Genomic DNA, 3,834 nt, shown 5'->3' on the forward strand with positions numbered 1-3,834 from the left:
CCCTGATCGGCTCCGATGAGGCTGTCGCGCCGCTGGCTGGGGCGCTGCTGACCGATGCCAATTCCGGCGTGCGCGTGCAGGCCGCCCTCGGGCTGCGCGGGATAGCCGATGACCGCGCTCTGCCGGAACTGCTTGAAGCGCTGGCCACCGATGTCAGCGCGGCGGTGCGGCGCGCGGCGGCGCAGGCGCTGGGGGCGATCGCCAGCGGCGCCGCTGTCAACGGGTTGGAACGCGCGCTCCTCTATGACCCCGATCCCGCGGTGCAGCAGGAGGCGGCCAATGCCCTGGGGCAGATCAGCGAGCCGGAGTCGATCCCGGCCCTGATCCTCGCGCTCAATCACGAGGACTACGAGGTCTGGCACGCCGCCGCCGAGGCGCTGTGGCTGATGGATGCCGAAGCCGAACCTTTCCTTCGCGCGGGGCTGATCGATCCGTCGATGGCGATGCGCCGCGCCGCGCTGAAGGCCGTCATGTGGCTGACGCTGGAACACGACGAGGATGGCGCCAGGGCGAATGAGGTCGATATCTGGCCGGCCATGTGGGGCTGGTGGAACTGAACGCGCCGGGCGATCTCAGCGGCTTCTCATTTGGTCGGATGCCGCTGCTGCGCTATGCTGATCGGCCAGTGCAGGGATGAACAGCATCACAGGAGAGGAAACAGATGCCAGCACGAATTGCGGAAGCGGTGTGGCAGGGCACGCTGCAAGAGGGCAGCGGGACGCTCAAGCTGGGCAGCGGCGTCTATGAAGGCCCGTATACCTACCTGTCGCGTTTTGAAGAAGGCGCGGGGACGAACCCGGAAGAGCTGCTCGGCGCTGCCGAGGCGGGCTGCTTCACGATGGCGCTGGGTGCGCGCCTGAGCCGCGCCGGCTTCATAGTGAACCGGATCGCGACCACCGCCACCGTCTACCTGGAGAAAAACGAGAGCGGTTTCAGCGTCACCCGCATCGATCTGGTCACCGAGGGCGATGTGAGCGGGGTGGATGAGGCCAGCTTCCGCCAACATGCCGAAGAGGCTGAAAACACCTGCATCATCAGCCGCGCGCTGAACGTCCCGCTGACGCTGAGTGCGAAGCTGATCAACTGAACAGAGCGTTCGTTCAATACGCTGCAAACTGCGCCTCCCCGGGCGCAGTTTGTCTTTCGGGGGGCCGGCAAACTGTTGAAACGCCGTTGACAGCGCGCGTTTTTCACGTTACGCTCATCTTCACAGATGCATATTCACAGGCTCAGGTGCGCTGCTGCTCGGAGGCACAGCGCGCAATGGGGGAAGACCGGTGTAAGTCCGGCACTGTCGCGCAACGGTAACAGGGATCGCGCCGTTCCCTGAAGTCCGATTACCCGCCTGAGCCGATGCTCGAACGCCACCTTCGCGTCAAAGGTGGGTGAGCCTGTCGGCTTTTCCCCGGCTGACTGACTCAACCCGCCCATTCTGGCGGGTTTTTTGTTCCCCGCTCGATGATGCGGATGCGCGCGGCCCGTTCGGGCGGCATCTGCCCTTTATCCTTGCGGGCGTCGCGAGCTGCGCCCGGAACACAGGAGTTTCAAGCACGATGAAGCTGTCCACGGTCATAGTTGGTTTTCGCACGCTGATCAGTTTGCTGCTGCTGTTCGCCATTTCTGGCGCGCTTTCGGCGCAGGAAGCCCCAGCGCCCGACTGCGTCGCGGAGTACGATCCGGCGGTCAACTACTTCCCGGAGACGATGCAGGTCGAATACGCTGAGGGGTTCACCATCGACTACGCCAATCACTACAAGATCGTCACGGTGACGCGCCCGTGGCCGGGCGCGGAGACCGGTTTCACCTATGTGCTGGTGCAGTGCGGCACGCCCGCGCCGGACGACATCCCCGATGATGCGGTGGTGATCGAAGTGCCGGTGACGTCGGCGGCCAGCCTGTCGGCCACGTATGCGCCGCACTTCGCCGAGCTGGATCTGCTCGATACGCTCATCGCGGTGGACAATGCCGACAATCTGTACAACCCGGCGATCCGTGAGCGGATCGAAGCCGGCCAGATCGCTGAGATCGGCGGCGGCTCGACGGTCAACGTCGAACTGGCGCTCGACCTCGCCCCGCAGGTCATCTTCACCTACGGCTCGGGCTTTCCGGAATACGATGCGCACCCGGTGCTGGCCGAGGCCGGCCTGACGCCCGTGATCAACGGCGATTTCAATGAGACCACCCCGCTGGGCCGCGCCGAGTGGATCAAGTTCACCGCGGCGTTCTTCAACAAGGAGGCCAAGGCCCAGGAGGAATACGCCGCGATGAAGCAGCGCTATCAGGCCGTGGCGGAGAAGGCGAAGGCAGCCGCGAACAAGCCTACCGTCATCTCCGGCATGGCCAACAAGGACAAGTGGTTCGTGCCCGGCGGCAGCAGCTATATGGCTCGGCTGATCCTGGACGCCGGTGGCGCCTACCTCTACGCCGACGACACCAGCGCCGGCAGCCTCCCGCTAGCCTTCGAGGAGGTGTACGACAAGGCCGTCAAGGCCGACGTGTGGCTGCTGAACAGCTTCCAACGCTACGATAGCATCAAAGCCGTTCTGGAAGCCGAGCCGCGCTACGCCGAAATGGCCGCGGTGAAGCGCAGCAACGTCTGGAACAACGACAAGCGCGTGAACGAGAACGGCGGCAACGACTACTGGGAGACCGGCGTGGGCAACCCCGACCTGCTGTTGGCGGACCTGGTGAAGATTTTGCATCCCGAACTCCTACCGGATCACGAGCTGACGTTCTGGCGGCAGATCCCCGCCGAGCCTGCGCAATGAACGTTTCTTTGCCCTCGACAGGGGTTGGCCGAGCGCAAGCGCTGGCCAACCCCTTCCCTCCGCTGGGAATGCGGCGCGGCGCCTTGGCGTTGTTGGTCGCCTTCGTCGTCTTTGCCTTCCTGCTGTCGCTGGCCATCGGCGCGGTGCGCATCCCGCTCGATGAGGTGGTGCGCGTGTTGATGGGCGGCCAAGCGAGCAAAGACACCTGGCAAACCATCATCCTGCTCTTTCGTTTGCCCAAAGCCATCACCGCGCTGCTGGCCGGCGCGGCGCTGAGCGTGGCCGGCTTGCAGATGCAAACGCTCTTCCGCAACCCGCTGGCCGACCCGTTTGTGCTGGGCATCAGCAGCGGGGCAAGCCTGGGCGTGGCGCTGGTGGTGCTGGGCGGCGCAGCAGCCAGCGCCAGCGTCTTCGGCCGCGCGGCCTTCCTGGGCGAGTTCGGGCTGGTGGGCGCGGCGTCGCTGGGTGCGGCTGCCGTGTTCTCGCTGGTGATGCTGATCGCCCGCGTGCAAAGCGCGCTCACCTTGCTGGTGCTGGGGCTGATGATCGGCTACCTCACCAGCGCGGTGGTCAGCGTGCTGCTGTACTTCGCCTTGCCAGAGCAGATCAGCGCCTATGTCAACTGGACATTCGGCAGCTTCGGCGGCGTGACCTGGCAGCAGATGCGCACCTTCGCGCCGGCCGCGTTGATCGGCTTGGGCATTGGCTGGTTCACCGTAAAGCCGCTGAACGCGCTGTTGCTGGGCGAGAACTATGCAGCCAGCATGGGCGTGAACGTGCGCGCGGCGCGCTGGTGGGTGACGGCCAGCGCCTCGCTGTTGGCCGGCGCGGTCACGGCGTTCTGCGGCCCAATCGGCTTCCTCGGCTTGGCCGTGCCGCACCTGTGCCGCGCCCTGTTCGGCACCAGCGACCATCGTGTGCTGCTGCCGGCAGCGCTGTTGCTAGGCGGCGGGCTGGCGCTGATCTTCGACCTGATCAGCCAGATGCCCGGCGCGCGCGCGGCGTTGCCGCTCAACGTCGTCACGTCCGCCGTGGGTGCGCCGGTGGTGCTGTGGATCGTCCTGCG

General features: G+C 65.7%; 4 protein-coding genes and 1 riboswitch. All 4 genes read left to right on the forward strand.

Translation table 11 applies throughout. From position 1 onward, the window contains the following. Positions 1-557: HEAT repeat domain-containing protein (locus tag GXH28_RS15200; protein WP_169239866.1), on the forward strand; the 557-nt coding region annotated here is incomplete at its 5' end. 104 nt (positions 558-661) lie between these two features. Continuing rightward, positions 662-1,087 carry an OsmC family peroxiredoxin gene (locus GXH28_RS15205; RefSeq protein WP_169239867.1) on the forward strand — a complete coding sequence of 142 codons (426 nt, stop codon included), beginning with the start codon at positions 662-664 and terminating at the stop codon, positions 1,085-1,087. Between the two features lie 127 nt (positions 1,088-1,214). Next, a riboswitch (cobalamin riboswitch) is annotated at positions 1,215-1,363 on the forward strand. A 22-nt stretch (positions 1,364-1,385) separates the two neighbouring features. Then, on the forward strand, positions 1,386-2,768 hold the full coding sequence (locus GXH28_RS15210) for an ABC transporter substrate-binding protein (protein WP_169239868.1): 1,383 nt from the start codon (positions 1,386-1,388) through the stop codon (positions 2,766-2,768). After that, on the forward strand, positions 2,765-3,834 hold a 1,070-nt coding region (locus GXH28_RS15215), incomplete at its 3' end, for a FecCD family ABC transporter permease (RefSeq protein ID WP_240550448.1). The genes GXH28_RS15210 and GXH28_RS15215, both read left to right, overlap by 4 nt.

It is taken from the genome of Candidatus Roseilinea sp. NK_OTU-006, from assembly GCF_012931985.1.
Classification (GTDB): domain Bacteria; phylum Chloroflexota; class Anaerolineae; order J036; family Brachytrichaceae; genus JAAFGM01.